The following is a 15423-nucleotide window of genomic DNA, read 5'->3' as shown; positions in this document are numbered from 1 at the left end:
TTACTGGTTGTTGGTCGAGGTCCGGATCACGGTGGCTTGCGAGCCTTCCACGTTCACCAGGAACTTCTCGATAACCGACAGGTAGACCACCTTCACGTCGGCCTGCATGTAGCCCAGCGCGACGCGGTTCATCGGGTTGTTGTTCGCATCGATCTGTACCGAGTACGCCGGACCGCCGTTGACCGCGCCGATCATGCCCTGCTGCTCCATCGAGCTCAGGAAGTTCGACAACGTGGCCGCGGCCTGCGCGCGCACCGTGGCCGACTGCAACTGGCCAACGTACTTGCCCATGCCCGCATTGATGGTGCTGGCGATGTAGTTGGTCATGCGCGTGTAGTTGTCACCCTGCGTGAGCGCGTTCGAGCTGGTGTTGTGACCCGCGCGGCAACCGAAGTAGGCACCGCCCGGCACCGGGTTGGTGACCACATCAATGCCGGCCTGGATCAGCGTCTGCAGTTCGGCCGAGCTGTAGCTCTGGTTGGCAAACGTCTTCTGCGTGCCGACCACACCATAGATCTGCTTGTTCAGGCTGCTGTTCTGCGGCGACAGGTTGGCCAGCAGACCCGCCACGAAACCTTGCGGCGAGACCAGGCGCGTCACGCCGTTCACGGTATCGAGCCAGTACACCCAGTCGCCGAAGAGCAGCTTGAAGGCATACGAATCGATGCCGCCGGTGCTCTTGGCGGTCACGGCGTTGGCGATGGTGTCGCCGCTCGGGCTCACGCCGATCATGTAGATGCCTTCCGACAGACCGAAGGCAACCTGCGTCGGCCACGTGGTGGCATCAGCGCAGTCGGCCAGCATGGCGATCGACACGCCCTGGTTGCGCAGCGCATACATGCCCTTGCGCGGCACAGCGTCCTGGCCGAGCAGCACGGCACCGTTGATGGTGGCCGCACCGTCGGTGCCGCCCGTCAGGGTGAGCGTGGCAGCCGTCGGTGCGGTCGTGCCGGCGCCTGCGCTAGCGGTGATGATCTGCGAGGCGCCGCGCATGACGCTCACGCCGTTGTTGATGGCGTTGGCGATGGCCACCCACAGCGCATTGCCGGTCTGGCCCGCGCCAATGTTGTCGAACACTTCCGGTGCCAATGCGGGCGCGGCCACGGTCACCTTCCACGTGTTGGCTGCAGAGCCTGCAGACAGCGCCACCGTGACGGTGTTGCCCAGCGAACCCGTGTACTTGGCGGTGAACGTGATGCCGTTGGTCTGTGCGATCACGGTGGCCGCGGTGTCGGTGCCGTCGGTCACGCGCACGCAGCGGAAGTTGTTGGCGCCTTGCTGGACAGCCACGGCCACGGCGGTGCCCATGTCATACGTGCGATTCTGGATCGCGCCGAATGCCTGGGCATACATGGCCATGTTGCCGATGATGGTCGGCGAGTTGACTGGGCCCCACGTGGCGGTACCGACCACGCCGAGCACGTTGGTCGGCACACCATTGAGCAGGGTGACCTGCGGCGGAACAATCTGGACGTACAGGTCCGGAACGATGAGAGCAGTGGTATTGATGCTGCCCTGCTGAACGATCGGCATGCTTGCCTCCAAGGAAAACAAAAAAAGCCGCGCGAAGGCGGCCACACATGAAAAAGCCGCCCAGAGGGCGGCACGGGTTGGTGAACTGCTACTGCAAATACGCTGGGCTGTTCAGCCCATCACTTACTCCACCAGCGTGCGGACGGGAAACTGCGCGCCCATCGACGCACCGGCCGTCACGTTCTCCACACCGGTGGCGATCTGGTAGGCCGTTTCGGTCACGATGGTCGCGTACTCAACGGCATAGCGCAGGTCCCGCCGGTAGATCAGGTTGGTCGAGTCATCGTGCTGCAGCCCAAGCTTGTAGCGCAGCGCGGCCCCCTGGTCGGGCAGCGTCAGGCGCACGAGGCCCGACAGCACCGCATCGACCTTGCCAGTGATGAGGTCGCGCGGCGCAGCGCCATTCGCCCATGTGGAGATGAGGAACGTGCGCTCCTGCCGGCGCGTCTCGCGCTGCACAGTGCCGATCCCCCCTACACGCGGCGAGATGTAGGTCGCGCCCGGAATCGTGATCGACGCGCCCGTCGCGCTCGCCGGCTGGTCTACCGCCACCAGTGCGGCAACCGCCGTTGCAATGCTCGCGGGTGTATCGCTGGCCTGCACGGCGTAGACATACACGCGCCCATCCACGAGCAACACGACGTTCTGCGGCATGCTGACGGTGCCGTTCACCATGACGGTCTGCCCGGCCAGGCTCAGTGCCAGCGTGTTGGCCGGCGGTGCAGACACCGTCCAGTCAGAGAACGCCGTGCTCTTGTGCCGCTGGTGGCTCTTGGTCGGGAAGACCGACACGTGCGCCTTGTTGGCCTGCAGGTCTGTCTTCAACTGCGTCATGTTGGGCCAGCCGCTATACACCAGTACGGGGTTGCCCGTGATCGACGGTTGGCTGGTGCCGTTCGGATAGACCACACCCGTGACGAGCGCGACGAGTGCGTTGGAAACATCAGAGAGGTCTGCCATAAGACAAGCGCCTTCATCAATGCGCGCGGCGAGGCGCGATCGATCGAGTGAGTTGCATCAAGAAGTGAGATCACCTCGATCAGGTCGTCACCGTGCAGTGACATCGAGGCAGGTGTTGCATGTACGTAAGCGACGCGGAGAAACAAAAAAGCCCGCTCAGTGGCGGGCATTTCTTCAGCGCATCTTCGCTTCGTCTGGGTAAGTCAATGCACCCCAGTGGGGTGCATGTCTCGGTCTGAACCGGTTACGCCGCGAGGGCAATCGAACATCTGGGAAACAGAATACGAAGGGGATATAAACCGTGCAAGGGGTCTGCGAAAAAAATTTTCAGGCAACCATCGGCACTGCCGCAGCGGCGCGCACGGCCTTCATCATCTGCACGCGTGCAACCTCTGAATCAATGACGTGCGACATGATCGACTGCGCCTTCGCAAGACGCACCTTCCAGTGCTTGAGCGTGTGCGGCGATGCGCCGTACTTGCGCACGAGGATGCGGCACACCATCTCCGCAGGCATGCGATGCACGTAGTGATACTGCAGCAGACGCTTCGCAACCGGGTCGGCAATCTTCTGCCACGCGCGCTCCACCAGCCAGCCATCATTCACGTCGATGGTGACGATGGCTTGTGGGGCGCCACTATCGGCATCGCGCATGGCAACCGCCAGGCGTGCCCACGATGCGCAGTACTGCGGTTGCCAGCTCGGGTCACGCACCACGCGGCCCCAGTTGTCCAGACGGTCTTCAATTCCCATATCCCATTTCCTCGTTGGTTCAGTGCTTGTTGATTGCCGTGAGATGGCAGCGCCCATCACAGCGGTAGATATCGTTGAACGTCGTGCCCTGGCTGTCGCTGTGCTCACTGCCAGCGACGCAAGGACGTGACGCGCGCCTACTGAAACAGGCGCACTTGCACGGGCGCCACGCGCACGGATTGCACCCAGCGGCCCGTGGCGCTGCACTTGCGCTCCTCGGCCAGTTCCAGCCGCTTGGCCGCGATCAGCTCGCTGCGGCGGGCAGAGACGCTGGACTTCTCAATGCGCAGCGCCAGCGCAATCTCAGCAATCGTGGCGGTGCCGGCGCGGGCCACGTAGTCGGCAATGCGATCGCACTGCAGCTTGGCGGTCGACGTCGTACGGCCACGTCGAAAGGCATCCATTGAAGTTTCGGTGACGGTCATGGGAAGAGGCTCCTGTCGGCGCACATCGCTGCGCGGATTGAACGAGATTCGGTTCGGCCCGGCAGCCCAGGAAGCGGGTTGGAGGCGGGTCGATGGGTTGTAATTTAGATTATTCTAAACTACGATGTCAAGACACTTCTAACCCACGGATTAGAAATTTCTTGCTCTAATGCGCCCCATGGACATCTACGACAACCGCCGCCAGTGGCTTGCCCACTGGATCCAAACCCTCGTCAATGGCGATCGCGCCGAGTTCGAGCGCCAGTACGGGTACTCGCGTTCACAGGTGGCCCAGTTCCTGTCGCGCACCTATCAGGACGGCCGCAGCATTGGTGATATCGCTGCGCGCCGGCTGGAGAAGAAGCTGGGATTTCCAGACCGCACGATGGACGCGCCGTTCTCCGAGGCGGCCGCAGACGCCGTGGGCGGCGTGGATGATGGCGCCCCCGTATCGGCGCACAGCAAGGGCTTTCCTGCCCGCCCCATCACCACGTATGACAGCCTGGATGAACTGCCAACGGAGTCGACCATCCTGATCACACATGTGGATGTGACACTGTCCGCCGGCAACGGCCGTGAGACCTGGCACGTTGAAGAGAAAGAGCCGCTGCCGTTCCAGGCCGACTACATCCGCCGGCTGGATGCGAGCCCCAAGAACCTGGTGGCAGTCAAGGTGCGCGGCGACAGCATGGAGCCGCGCCTGTTTGACGACGACACGGTCGTAGTCGACAAGGCCGACCGCCGCATCCCCACCGGGGGCGGCGTGTTTGCCCTGGTCTACTGTGGCGAGATGCTGGTCAAGCGCCTGTTCCGCCTGCCCGACGGATCGATCCGCGTGGTCAGCGACAACAAGGAGAAACACGATCCGTTCATGGTTGCTCCTGAGCAGCTCGAGCACATCGACATCGTTGGCCGGGTCAAATACCGGTCGGGCATGGGCGATTTCTGAGCGCACCCGTACCCGCTTCCCCAACACATGCAAACCCGCTTCGGCGGGTTTTCTTTTGGGTGCTCGCAACGTTCTAAACACAAACATTTAGAAGTATCTTGACATTTTATTAGAAACATCTAAAATATCGAGACCAACAGCGCGAGGGGAGCACAATGGTCAACGCGAGCACGCCGATGGAGCGCCTGGTCTGCCAGGCCCTGATTGCCGACGACATGTATTGCGCTGACCGCGGCCTGGATGACACACACATTTACATGGCACCCATCGCCGCCACCCTGCTGCGTAACGACCTGGGCGACCCGGCCATGGCCTCGCTGGGGCGTGAGCTGCTGGGCCAGTTCCTGCGCGACATCAAGCAGGCGGTCGCAGAAGAAGCGGCACTGGCCGATGCTGCCATCGACACGGCCGACATCGGCGAGCGTACGTGGTACCGCAACGGCGCTTTGGCGCTGGCAGCGTGATGCTGCATCGCGACCGTCGCGGCTGGCTGGGCCGCCGGCGCATCGATCTGTTGATCGTCATCGCCCTGTTTGGTGTTGCGCTACGCGCGCTCGCGCACCTGCTCTGACACGGAGATCCCCATGAAGCACGGCATGAGGCGAGACCTACCGCAATGGGTGGATGAACACGCCGCCCTCGTCGATTGGCTGCTCGTGATCGGCGTGGGCTCACTGGCCGGGGCAGTGATGTATCTGGCCGTCGTCCTGCGTACGAGCGGCTGAGCGCCCTGACTCACACACAACACACGTTTCTGAACTGAATGAACGAAGCACTGATCCGCATTCTTCGCACGACCCGCAACGCATGGGGCTTGACTGCCGCGCCACGCAGCGCGCCGCCCAACCCGCCTTACAACGCGCGCTGCATGAGCAAGCAATCCAGCCAGCGCCCGAACTTGTAGCCCACCTTCTCCAGCACGCCCACCTCGCGGAACCCGCAGCGCGCGTGCAGCTTGGCAGACCCCGGGTTCTCATACCCACCGCCCACCACGGCCACCATCTGCTTGAACCCGCGTGCCTGGCATTGCGCAATGAGCGCCTGCAGCAGCAACGTACCAACGCCCCGCCCTTGCGCAGCCGCATCCAGGTAGATCGAGTCTTCCACCGTATTGCGATACGCGGGCCGCGCGCGGTGCGGGCCAGCGTAGGCATAGCCGAGCAGTTTTCCAGCGGCCTCGGCAACGATATAGGGCATGCCAACGTCCTGCAGCGCCTGGAAGCGGCGCGTCATCTCTGTCAGGTCGGGCGGGTCGATCTCGAAGCTGGCCGAGCCGAACAGCACGTGCTGCGTATAGATGGTGACGATGACCGGTAAGTCAGCCGGCGTGGCTGGGCGGATGCTGACGGCGTCAGCGCCGGAGACAACGGCAGAAGCGTTCGTGGGCAATGCAGAGGACATGGCGACAAATGCGTGCGCGAAAGCATCATTGTCATGCCAATTTCACGTGGCGGACACGTCGCCTAACAGTCCATACAGGTATGCCTATCGGACGACGCCGGAATGCGGTAACTTGGCAAACGCATTTGCTACGCCGCGCCTCCCGTTTTCCTCCTATGCACGACCTGTTCCCCCTCCTTGCCGAATACGGTGCATTTGCCGTGTTCCTGAACGTGCTGCTCACGCAGGCCGGCGCGCCGCTGCCCGCCGTGCCAACGCTGTTGGTGGGGGGAGCACTCACCACGATCGGCCCGCTGCACTTCATGGAGTTGCTGCCGGCCGCGATCACCGGCGCCCTGATCGGCGATGCCCTGTGGTACTTCGCCGGCAAGCGCTACGGCCGGCACGTGATGGCGCTCCTGTGCCGCGTTTCGCTGTCGCCCGATTCCTGCGTGCGGCGCACGCGCACACAGTTCGAGCGCTGGGGTGCGCCGCTGCTGCTGATCTCGAAGTTTGTGCCGGGGCTGTCGACCGTGTCTTCAGCACTGTTGGGCACGATGCGCACGCCGTTCAGCGTGTTCGTGTTGTACAACCTGGCCGGCTCGGCGCTCTGGGCGGCAATCTGGCTGCTGTTCGGGCGCATGGCGCATGACAGCATCGACCAGGCGCTGCGGCTGCTCGACAAGCTCGGCACGCAGGCCGTCGTGCTGATCGTCGTGCTAGCGGCGCTCTACGTGGCCGGCCGCTGGCTGCAACGCTGGCGTTTTCGCAAGATGCTGGAGATGGTGCGCATCTCGCCTGACGAGCTGCACGCGCTGATCGAATCAGGTTCAGCCCCGGTGATCATCGACGTGCGCAGCGACAGCTCGCGGATGTCGCAGCCACAGCGCATTCCGGGTGCGATGCTGTACGACATGTCGAGCCAGCACAACGCCATCGAGATCGACGGCCCCGACCGCGAGATCATCATCTACTGCGCCTGCCCGAACGAGGCGTCTGCGGTGGTGGTGGCACGCACGCTGATGGGCCGCGGCTTCAAGCGCGTGCGGCCGCTGCACGGCGGTATCGATGCGTGGGTGGAGCGCGGCTATGGCGTGGAACACGTGGTCTCGGTATCGCCAGACACGCTGACTGCGGCCGAAGCGCGCGCCTGAGCCCGCGTCTTTTCGGCCGCCACAAAAACAAAAAGCGCACCTCGCGGTGCGCTCTCCCGTAAGTACGGCAAACATGCGGTGCGCCAGCCCCCCGGCTCGGACACGCCGCATCGGTCCGTGGCATCCACCCGAAGGTGGATGTGGCGAAGTGATCCCCGTTTGATCCCGTCTTCGCCGGTCGGACTTGACCCCCTTGTTATTCATCGCAAAGCCACCGTCGCTGCTGGGGCATTCGCGTTGTTATTTCCCGTCCTTCTCTACTTTCGTCGCCTTACGGCTGGCCATTGATATGGCACTCGTGAGGAGTAACGGCCGGTCTTAATAAAACTTTAGGAATTGCCCCCAGCCGTCACGCAAAGGTATCGATGGCGCCGTCGTGGCTGGAAACGCGCTGCGGTGCAGCGGCCACGGCGCTGGTGGCATCGGCACGGCCTTGCGCGTTGCCCCCAAAGCGGCTGCCGCTGCCACCATTGCCCGAGCCGTTGCCTTGTGCCGATGCACCCTGCCAGGCACCCTGCTGCTGGCTGAAATCGCCCGTGCTGACGGTCGTTTGCGCAAGCTGCATACCGCCTTGCTGCATGGCATCACGCAAGCGCGGCATGGAATCCTGCACGAGTTCGGCCACGGCCTGGTGCTGGCAAACAAAGCTGGCATTGACGGCACCGTTGTCGACATCCAGCTTGACGTGCAGGCCGCCCAGTTCGGCAGGATTCAGCTGCAGCTCGGCAGAAGACTGGCGGCGCACCTGCATGAAGGCAAGCTGACTGGCCATGCTTTGCGGCCAGGCGGCATCGCCGAAGGTGGGGAGCGTATGAACCTGCGCGGGCGTGATCGTGGCGCCAGCAACATTGCCCGCTGCACCTGCTGTGCCGACGGCGAAGGTCGGTGCAGCAGCGATGGCATTGCCTTCGGCGCGCGCGAAGATACCTTGGAACTGCGTACCACTGCCCTGTGCATCAGTCTGTGCACCGGTATTGCCGCCATTGCTCGCGCGGCTGTTGGCATCGGCCACGGCTGCAGCGGCGGTTTGCGAGATGTTGCTCTGCGTGCTCGATTCCGCGCGCTTCGGCAGGCCATGCTCGCCGTTAGCGTTCTGCGCTGACGAGGCACTGCCAAGCTGGCGTACGGCAGCCGGCGTGTTGTCAGACACGGCACGCGTGCGCGCCAGGGTCTGGGTGAGCGCATTGCCATCGGGCAGCGGCGTGGCGGGCTGCGTCGGCGTGTTGCCGTTCGCAGCGGTGCTTGCGGTCTTGGCACTCTTGGCGGCTTGCAGCGCGGCCTGTGCGGCCGGCGTGGATGCTGCCGCATCGGCGGCTGCATCGGTACCACCTTGCGAACCATTGGCCGCAGCGTTCAGCGCGGCCAGCGTCGCGGCGTCGGCATCGGTCGTAGTCGAGTTGCTCGTGCTCTGCGCCACAGTGGTCGTTGTATTCGACTGCGTGCCGGACTGCGTGGCCGGCAGCGTTGCTGTCGATGCACCGGCGGTCTGCTGCGCAACTTGTTGAGCTGCCTGCTGAGCGGCCTGGCGTGCAGCCTCGATCTGGGCGGCCAATTGGGCAGCCGGATCAATGACAGCCTGCGCCGCAGCCGCATCCAGGTCCTTGGCATCGGCAGGTTGCGCCGGCTTGGTGCTGGCAGCGTCCTGCGTGCTGGTTGCCGGCACGGTCTGCGCAAGGGCCGTGGCAGCGGGTTTGATGTCCTGGTTGTTGCGCGCAGCGTTGGCGTTTGCGGCGTCCTTGCGGGCGACGTCTGCACGGCGGCTGGCCGCGTCGTCAGCAGCAGACTGTGCATCGGCGCGACGGCGCGCGGCATCCTGGGCCAGGCGATCCGAGAGCAGGTTGCCGAAGGTGTCGCCGTTGGACGACGACGCGCTTTGCGACTTGTCTGCGGCAGCGTTGTTGCTGGCGGACAGCATGCCGGTCAGATCTTGCGCGGCAGTATTGGGGGTGGCACTCAAACCCACGTTGACTCCGTCTTCCGTCTGCGTACGTGTACGCGTGTTCAGTTGCCACCTTGGGCCGCACGCATGCGGATCACCTTGGCGGCGTGTTCGTCATTCTCGCGCTGGTCGCGGCGCTCCTGGTCCAGACGCTGCTCTTCAATATGGCGCTGGCGCAGGATGTCGAACGATTGCTCGCGGCGCTGCTTCTCCAGCCAGTTGGCGCGGCTCGCTTCGAGCTGGTTTTCCAGCGCGTTGATCGTGCCCTTCTGCTGGTCCACTGCGGCACCCAGCCGGTCAATGAACGCGGCGTAGTTGCGCAGGCGCGTGATGTCGATGCCGCCCTCGGCGTTGGCCGTGGTCAGCATCTGCTGGTGATAGTTGTTGCGGTAGTCGGACAGCAGGGCCAGCTTTTGCGTGGCGGCCTCGCGCGTGTTCATCAGGCGGCCGACTTCCTGCGTGGCTTTTTCGGTGTCCTTCTGGGCCAGTTCCAGCACCGTACTCAGGCGGAACGGCTTGCTCATGGTGGTCATGGTCGAACCTCCGGATTTCCACACCATCTACCAATCGGTTTCAAACTGTGCGGCTTGAGCCCGAAGCTTTTGCCGCGCTTAACACTTCACACTGTCAAGCAAGCACTGCGTTCATCTTGTCCAACGTGTGCTCGCGGCTCTCGTTCTCAAACATGCCCTGCTGCAGGAACGCTTCCATGTCGGGATAGCGGGCGATGGCCTGGTCGGTCATCGGGTCGCTGCCGCGTGCATAGGCGCCCACCGCAATCAGGTCACGATTGCGCTGGTAGCGGGCATAGAGCTGCTTGAAGCGGCGGGCGGTGTCGAGCTGCTCGCGCGGCACGATGGCCGACATCACGCGGCTGATCGACTGTTCGATATCGATGGCCGGGTAGTGCCCCTGCTCTGCCAGCTTGCGCGAGAGCACGAAGTGGCCATCCAGAATGGCGCGCGCGGCATCGGCAATCGGGTCCTGCTGGTCATCGCCTTCGGCCAGCACGGTGTAGAACGCGGTGATCGAACCACCACGGCCGCTGGCATCCACCATGCCGTTGCCGGCACGCTCCACCAGCGCCGGCAGCTTGGCAAACGCCGAGGGCGGATAGCCCTTGGTGGCCGGCGGTTCGCCGATCGCCAGGGCGATCTCGCGCTGGGCCATCGCGTAACGCGTGAGCGAATCGACGATCAGCAGCACATTGCAGCCGCGGTCACGGAAGTACTCGGCAATGGTGTGTGCGTAAGCGGCGCCCTGCAGGCGCATGAGCGGCGAGTTGTCGGCCGGCGCGGCCACCACGGCCGAGCGTGCGAGCCCTTCCTCACCGAGGATTTCGTCAATGAATTCCTTCACTTCGCGGCCACGCTCGCCGATCAGGCCCACCACCACCACGTCGGCCTGCGTGTAGCGGGCCATCATGCCCAGCAGCACACTCTTACCAACGCCGGAGCCGGCGAACAGGCCCAGGCGCTGGCCTTGGCCAACCGTCAGCAGGCCGTTGATGGCACGCACGCCCACGTCGAGCACGTTCTCGATCGGCTTGCGCTTGAGCGGGTTCAGCGGTGCCGGGGCCAGCGTGCCCCAGGCGAGTTCGTCATGCGTGCCAAGCGGCCCCTTGCCATCCAGCGGCTCGCCGTTCGCATCCACCACGCGGCCCAGCAGGCGCGGGCCCACGGGTAGGAACTTGCTGTGCGAGATGGTCGGGTCGGCTGCATCTGCCGGCAGGCGTTGCGGCTCCAGCGGGAACACGCGCGCACCGGGCACCACGCCCACCAAATCCGTCTGCGGCATCAGGAAGGCACGCTCTTCGGCAAAGCCCACCACCTCGGCCAGCACGTGACGGCCGTGCGGCAGTTCCACGCGGCAGGCGCTGCCCACCGGCAGCTTCAGGCCAACCGCTTCCATGACCAGACCGGCCACGCGCGTGAGCTTGCCGCACGTCACCACCGGGCGGGCCAGGCGAGCACGCTGCGCGGTCTGGCGCAGATGCGCTTGCCACATGCGCACGTTGGGATTGTTGGCGGCTGCCTGCGCGGTGGAGTGCACGGTCTCAGGCGACATGGAGTGCCCCTCCGGCCACGCGTTCGGCCTCCGAGCGCTCGCTGGCGATCCATGCGGTATCGCGGCCCAGCGCGCGGGTCAGTTCTGCCCAGCGGGTTTGCAGCGTGGCATCGGTCTCGCCAAAGCGGGTTTGTACACGGCAACCGCCGCGTTCGATGGCGGCGTCAACGATGATGGTCCAGCCGGCGGCGGCCAGCTCGGCGCCCAGCATCTGGCGGATCAGCTCCGCATCCTCGGCATGCACGCGCAGCATGGCGGGCGCCGGTGCGGTGGGTGCATCGCCTAGGACTTCGCGAATGAGCGGCAGCACGCGCTCGGGCTGCGCATGCAGCGCGCCGCGCAGGAACTGCTGCGCAAGCTGCAGCGCCAGATCCACCAGCTCGTCAGCAACGTTGCCGTTCAGTTGATCGATCGCTTCACGCACCGATTGCATGAGCGCGGCAATCTGCTTGGAATCTTCCTCGCCCTGGCGACGACCTTGCTCGAAACCATCCTGGAAGCCTTGGGCAAAGCCATCGCGACGGCCTTCGTCGCGGGCGGTGGCCAGTTCGGCATCCAGCATCGCCTGCCATTCCTCTTCGGAAATCGGGGGCTCTGCAGGCTCGGCTTCCGGCGGCGGGGGTGGCGGCGCAGCTTCGGCAGCCGCCTGCTCGGCCTGGCGCTCGAAGTCGGTCGGTTCCCACGGCTGGTACTCGACCAGCGTATCGCGCGGAATGATCGGCGGGCGCGGCATCTCAGCGCTCCATCATCAACACGTGAGGCAGGCGCGCGCGATCAGACATATGCGTCCTCTGCCTTGCGGCCGATGCTGATCTCGCCCTCGTCGGCCAGACGGCGCGCGATCATCAGGATTTCCTTCTGCTGCGCTTCGACTTCCGACACCTTGACCGGGCCCAGCACTTCCAGCTCTTCCTTGAGCATCGTGCCGGCACGCTGCGACATATTGGCAAACACCTTGTCGCGGAACTCCTGCTTGGCACCCTTGAGCGCCACCACCAGCACTTCCTGGCTGACTTCGCGCAGCAGCGTCTGCAGCGCGCGGCCATCCAGGTCGATCAGGTTGTCGAAGACGAACATCTTCTCGACGATGGCGTCGGCCAGTTCCGGATCGCGCGAACGCACGCCTTCAATGACGGCGGACTCCACGGCGCTCGGCACCAGGTTGAGAATTTCGGCCGCCGTGAGCACGCCGCCCATCGCGTTCTTCTTGCGATGGTCGTTACCCTGCAGCAGCTTGGTCAGCACGTCGTTCAGCTCGCGCAGGGCGCTAGGCTGAATGCCGTCGAGCGTGGCAATGCGCAAGATGGTGTCGTTGCGCAGGCGCTCGGTGAAGTAGGTCAGGATTTCCGACGCCTGGTCGCGGTCCAGGTGCACGAGGATGGTGGCGATGATCTGCGGGTGCTCGTTGCGGATCAGTTCCGCCACCGACGATGCATCCATCCACTTGAGGCCTTCAATGCCGCTGGTGTCGCCGCCCGAGAGGATCCTGTCGATGATGTTCGCGGCGCGGTCGTCGCCCAGTGCCTTGCGGAAGACGGTGCGGATGTACTCGTTGGAGTCCACGTCCAGCGGCAGGTCTTCGGCTTCCACGAAGAAGGCGTCGAACGCGTCGAGCACGCGCTCGCGCGAGACGTTCTTGAGCGCCGCCATGGTGGCACCCAGCTTCTGCACTTCACGCGGGCCCAGGTGCTTGAGCACTTCGGCGGCTTCGCTTTCGCCCAGCGACATCATGAGGATGGCGCTGCGTTGGAGTCCTTCGGCGCTCATTCGTTACTCACCCATTGCTTGATGACGGCCGCGACGGCACGCGGGTTCTGCTGGGCGACACGACGCATCGTCTCCAGCTTCTTCTCGAAGTCGTTGTTCTTGAGCTGCGGCAGGCTGTCGGGCATTTCGCCCTCAACGCCGGTGGCCGACGACGGGCCTTCCAGCTCCGGCCCGGCCGAGGCCGCAGCGCCGGTGATGATCGGGGCGTTCGGGTCTTCGCCTTCGCGGCCCACGAAGGTGGCGCCGTTGGCCGCTTGGAGCTCGTCCTTCCTGCCCATCGAGCGGATCAGCGGGCGGATCACCGCAAACACCAGGATCAGGAAGCCAATTGCCAGCGCCAGGTACTTGGCCCCTTGAATGGCGTACTGGATCATGTCCGGCTGCTTCCACAGCGGCAGGTCGTCCTTCGGTACCGGCAGCGTGCCCGAGAACTGGCTGTTGACCACGTTCACGGAGTCGCCACGCTTGGCGTCAAAGCCCACGGCATCCTTGACCAGCGCGTTGAGCTTGGTCATGTCGGCGTCGGACAGCGGCTTCCAGGTCTTGCCGTCGGCGCGGTAGTTGACCACCACGGCCACCGACAGGCGGCGCACGGTGCCCACTGCAGCGCGGGTGCGGCGCACGGTCTTGTCGACTTCGTAGTTGGTTGTGGTGTCGCGGGTGCTCGACGAGTTGCCGCTGGACGCGGTGCCGCTCGTGTTGGCTGCAGCAGCCGGTTGTTGCGGCTGACCGTTCGGGCCATTGGCAGCCGGTTGCGAAGCCGAGGCCGGCGCTGGTGCGGTCGGCAGCATGCGCGGCGCGGTCGGCGGCTGGTTGGACAGCGCGCCCGGCACGCCGCCCTGGGCGTCGGCCTTGTTCTGCGTCGCTTCCGCCGTATGCGTGCTGCGCACGGCGGCGTTGGCCGGGTCCTGGTTCGGACGGTACGTCTCGGCCATCTGCTCGGTGTTGTCCAGATCGACGTCGGCCGTCACCTGGGCACGCACGTTGTCGTCGCCCACCACCGGGCCGAGGATGGCTTCAATGCGCTTGATGTAGCCCTGCTCGATCTCGCGCACGTAGTTCAGTTGCGTCGGGTCCAGGCCCGAGGCGTTGTCCTGAAACGCGGTCGACAGCAGGCGGCCGGACTGGTCGACCACCGTCACGTTGGCCAGCGGCAGGTTCGGCACGCTGCTCGACACCAGGTGGCCGATGGCCTGCACCTGCGAGCGGTCGAGCATGCGGCCCGGATACAGCGTCAGCAGCACCGAGGCGCTGGGTTTGGCCTGCTCGCGCACGAAGACGGACGGCTTGGACAGTGCCAGGTGCACGCGGGCGGACTGCACCTCTTGCATGGCCTGGATGGTGCGGGCCAGTTCGCCTTCCAGGGCGCGCTGGTAGTTGACCTGCTCGGCAAACTGGCTGGTGCCGAATTTCTGGTTTTCCATCAGCTCAAAGCCAGCCAGGCCGCCCTTGGGCAGCCCTTGCGACGCCAGCTTCAGGCGTGTCTCGTGCACGTTGGCCTCGGGCACCATGATGGCGGTGCCGCCGTTGGCAAAACGGTACGGCACGTTCATCTGCTGCAGGGCGGCAATGATGGCGCCGCCGTCGCTGTCGCTGACGTTGCTGAACAGCACGCGGTAGTCAGGGGCGCGGCTCCACAGCATGGCGGCAGCAATCACGGCCACGAGCGCGGCCCCGCCGATCATCATGAGCAAACGCGGCGACAGACGGCCGAGCGGGCCCAGAGAGCCCAGTGCTCCCCCGTTCTGGCGCGTCATCGCGCCTTGGCCCACCGCCGGCATATCGACCGTACCGAGCGTGTCGGCGACAGCAACCGAATCGGCTGTCGTTGGCATCCCAAATCTCCTGACTGACTGCGCTAACTACATAACGGGAGCAACTAAACCCCGAGAAATCCAAATAACGGGCAAAGCTCCGTGGTTGCCATTATCGGCAGGGGGTGCACAAGCAAATTGGCAAGAAGAGGGCCTTTTCCCGCTCTTTTGGGCGCTTGGGAACGCCTGCCCGGCGGCTACCTTTGCATCACCGTGGCGCCATAGCGGCCAGAAACCGGCCAACAGCCGGCGCCACACGCAAGAGACGCACAGAAAAGAGGAGTCCTCTTCACATGGATATTACGAACGCCAACTCGGTGGTGTCGCTGATGAACAGCGTGCTGGCACCGTCGGGCAAGGTCAGCGGGCTTGGCGGCGCCAGTGGCGCAGACGGCGACGGCGCCAAAGTCAGTGTCGACTTCGGTGCGGTGCTCAAGTCGTCGCTGGATAGGGTTGATGCATCGCAACAAAAGGCCGAATCCGTCTCGCGCAGTTTCGAAATGGGCAATAGCGACGTGGATCTGCACGACGTGATGCTCTCTCTGCAGAAGGCCAACATCGACCTCCAGACCGCCGTGCAGGTGCGTAACAAGTTCGTCTCGGCGTACCAAAGCATCATGAGCATGTCGATCTGACGCCACACGCTCCGGGTTTTTATTTTTTGTCCGCGCCAACTGGCTGC

The 15423-nt window shown here is 64.5% G+C and carries 16 protein-coding genes; 5 read left to right on the top strand and 11 right to left on the bottom strand.

Annotation, left to right across the window (positions count from 1 at the left end; genetic code table 11):
• The 4 genes from PI87_RS06365 to PI87_RS06350 all read right to left on the bottom strand — a co-directional run bounded on the left by PI87_RS06365 (position 1) and on the right by PI87_RS06350 (position 3671).
• Positions 1-1533: a tail protein gene (locus PI87_RS06365; protein WP_039596824.1), complete on the bottom strand. Its 1533-nt coding sequence runs from the start codon at positions 1531-1533 to the stop codon at positions 1-3.
• 123 nt (positions 1534-1656) lie between these two features.
• The gene (locus tag PI87_RS06360) at positions 1657-2493 is read right to left on the bottom strand and encodes a hypothetical protein (RefSeq protein WP_039596823.1); all 837 of its coding nucleotides are present in this window, start codon (positions 2491-2493) and stop codon (positions 1657-1659) included.
• Positions 2494-2820: 327 nt separating this feature from the next.
• Positions 2821-3246, bottom strand: coding sequence for a hypothetical protein (locus PI87_RS06355; protein ID WP_039596822.1), 426 nt, complete (start codon positions 3244-3246; stop codon positions 2821-2823).
• 137 nt (positions 3247-3383) lie between these two features.
• Complete coding sequence (locus PI87_RS06350; RefSeq protein ID WP_039596821.1) at positions 3384-3671, bottom strand: hypothetical protein; 288 nt, start codon at positions 3669-3671, stop codon at positions 3384-3386.
• A gap of 178 nt (positions 3672-3849) precedes the next feature.
• Here PI87_RS06350 and PI87_RS28025 point away from each other — a divergent pair, with 178 nt between their 5' ends.
• The 3 genes from PI87_RS28025 to PI87_RS29005 all read left to right on the top strand — a co-directional run bounded on the left by PI87_RS28025 (position 3850) and on the right by PI87_RS29005 (position 5345).
• Entirely contained in the window at positions 3850-4620 is a 771-nt protein-coding gene (locus PI87_RS28025; protein WP_052321426.1) for a S24 family peptidase, read from the top strand.
• 155 nt (positions 4621-4775) lie between these two features.
• The gene (locus PI87_RS06340; RefSeq protein WP_052321425.1) at positions 4776-5084 is read left to right on the top strand and encodes a hypothetical protein; all 309 of its coding nucleotides are present in this window, start codon (positions 4776-4778) and stop codon (positions 5082-5084) included.
• 120 nt (positions 5085-5204) lie between these two features.
• Positions 5205-5345 carry a hypothetical protein gene (locus PI87_RS29005; protein WP_157003086.1) on the top strand — a complete coding sequence of 47 codons (141 nt, stop codon included), beginning with the start codon at positions 5205-5207 and terminating at the stop codon, positions 5343-5345.
• A gap of 127 nt (positions 5346-5472) precedes the next feature.
• On the opposite strand, the gene PI87_RS06335 is transcribed toward PI87_RS29005, so the two are convergent.
• Positions 5473-6021, bottom strand: coding sequence for a GNAT family N-acetyltransferase (locus PI87_RS06335; RefSeq protein WP_052321424.1), 549 nt, complete (start codon positions 6019-6021; stop codon positions 5473-5475).
• Positions 6022-6176: 155 nt separating this feature from the next.
• Here PI87_RS06335 and PI87_RS06330 point away from each other — a divergent pair, with 155 nt between their 5' ends.
• A complete protein-coding gene (locus PI87_RS06330) occupies positions 6177-7154 on the top strand; it encodes a DedA family protein/thiosulfate sulfurtransferase GlpE (protein ID WP_039596820.1) in 978 nt (325 codons plus the stop codon).
• 349 nt (positions 7155-7503) lie between these two features.
• Here the strand turns inward: PI87_RS06330 and PI87_RS06325 are convergent, their stop codons facing one another.
• The 6 genes from PI87_RS06325 to fliF all read right to left on the bottom strand — a co-directional run bounded on the left by PI87_RS06325 (position 7504) and on the right by fliF (position 14762).
• Positions 7504-9117: a flagellar hook-length control protein FliK gene (locus PI87_RS06325; RefSeq protein WP_039596819.1), complete on the bottom strand. Its 1614-nt coding sequence runs from the start codon at positions 9115-9117 to the stop codon at positions 7504-7506.
• A 38-nt stretch (positions 9118-9155) separates the two neighbouring features.
• Positions 9156-9626: a flagellar export protein FliJ gene (gene fliJ, locus PI87_RS06320; RefSeq protein ID WP_039596818.1), complete on the bottom strand. Its 471-nt coding sequence runs from the start codon at positions 9624-9626 to the stop codon at positions 9156-9158.
• 94 nt (positions 9627-9720) lie between these two features.
• Positions 9721-11160 carry a flagellar protein export ATPase FliI gene (gene fliI, locus PI87_RS06315; RefSeq protein ID WP_039596817.1) on the bottom strand — a complete coding sequence of 480 codons (1440 nt, stop codon included), beginning with the start codon at positions 11158-11160 and terminating at the stop codon, positions 9721-9723.
• Positions 11150-11893 carry a flagellar assembly protein FliH gene (gene fliH / locus PI87_RS06310; protein ID WP_039596816.1) on the bottom strand — a complete coding sequence of 248 codons (744 nt, stop codon included), beginning with the start codon at positions 11891-11893 and terminating at the stop codon, positions 11150-11152. Before fliH ends, fliI begins: the two co-directional genes overlap by 11 nt.
• A 41-nt stretch (positions 11894-11934) precedes the next feature.
• Complete coding sequence (gene fliG, locus PI87_RS06305) at positions 11935-12927, bottom strand: flagellar motor switch protein FliG (RefSeq protein ID WP_039596815.1); 993 nt, start codon at positions 12925-12927, stop codon at positions 11935-11937.
• Positions 12924-14762 carry a flagellar basal-body MS-ring/collar protein FliF gene (fliF, locus tag PI87_RS06300; RefSeq protein ID WP_039596814.1) on the bottom strand — a complete coding sequence of 613 codons (1839 nt, stop codon included), beginning with the start codon at positions 14760-14762 and terminating at the stop codon, positions 12924-12926. The genes fliG and fliF overlap by 4 nt, the downstream gene beginning before the upstream one ends.
• A 272-nt stretch (positions 14763-15034) precedes the next feature.
• Here fliF and fliE point away from each other — a divergent pair, with 272 nt between their 5' ends.
• Positions 15035-15376 carry a flagellar hook-basal body complex protein FliE gene (gene fliE / locus PI87_RS06295; protein ID WP_039596813.1) on the top strand — a complete coding sequence of 114 codons (342 nt, stop codon included), beginning with the start codon at positions 15035-15037 and terminating at the stop codon, positions 15374-15376.
• Positions 15377-15423 lie beyond the last annotated feature (47 nt).

Source organism: Ralstonia sp. A12, from assembly GCF_000801955.1.
Lineage (GTDB): Bacteria > Pseudomonadota > Gammaproteobacteria > Burkholderiales > Burkholderiaceae > Ralstonia.
Note: the sequence above shows the minus strand (reverse complement) of the source record. Positions and strands in the feature narration are given on the sequence as shown.